The sequence below is a fragment of the Staphylococcus sp. EG-SA-2 genome, assembly GCF_017152085.1.
Genome location: NZ_JACYHC010001335.1, coordinates 1 through 590 on the forward strand (window position 1 = coordinate 1; position 590 = coordinate 590).

Consider the following 590-nt stretch of genomic DNA (forward strand, 5'->3'; position numbering starts at 1 on the left):
TGGATTATCGTGAGTACCACCGTTAATATCTATTCTAACTAGGGTGTGATAGGTATCTTTGAAAATGATTGAAATTGAAAACCTATCTTTTTCTATGTTATCCCTTTTTATTGTTAAGAAGTACTTTATTCCTAACTTAAAACTTATTATTTCTTGCCTTTCATTTATTCGACTAGCAACTATTGTTTTTTATTCATTTACATCGATATGAGTTTCTGGATATTTTAATTCATTTATTAATAATTTTACGTGCTCATCGTCAAGACTATTTAAATCAAGTTTAGCCATGTCTGTTCCTCCTTTAACGTTGTATAGGCATTAATTTTTAATACTTTCTTATTTGAAAAAAGCAAAAAAAGATAGGTGAGATGCATACACAACCAAAAGTGTATATCATCAATTTAGTACCTCGCAATATAATTTTATACAATGTATAATAAGATTTAAAGATGTAGTTCATCAACATTTTCATAGGGGATTTTTAAAATTAAGTATTGAAAAATAAAATATTTATATTATAATATAAATAAGTCAACGACCATGCGTGGACAGTAAAACGAAGTACATGCGAATGTAGTAGCCGTTTACTA

At 27.3% G+C, this 590-nt stretch carries 1 pseudogene; it reads right to left on the minus strand.

From position 1 onward, the window contains the following. Positions 1 to 288 (minus strand): annotated as a pseudogene (locus IDG60_RS21255) (DUF6978 family protein); the annotation flags it as partial. Between the last annotated feature and the right edge of the window lie 302 nt (positions 289 to 590).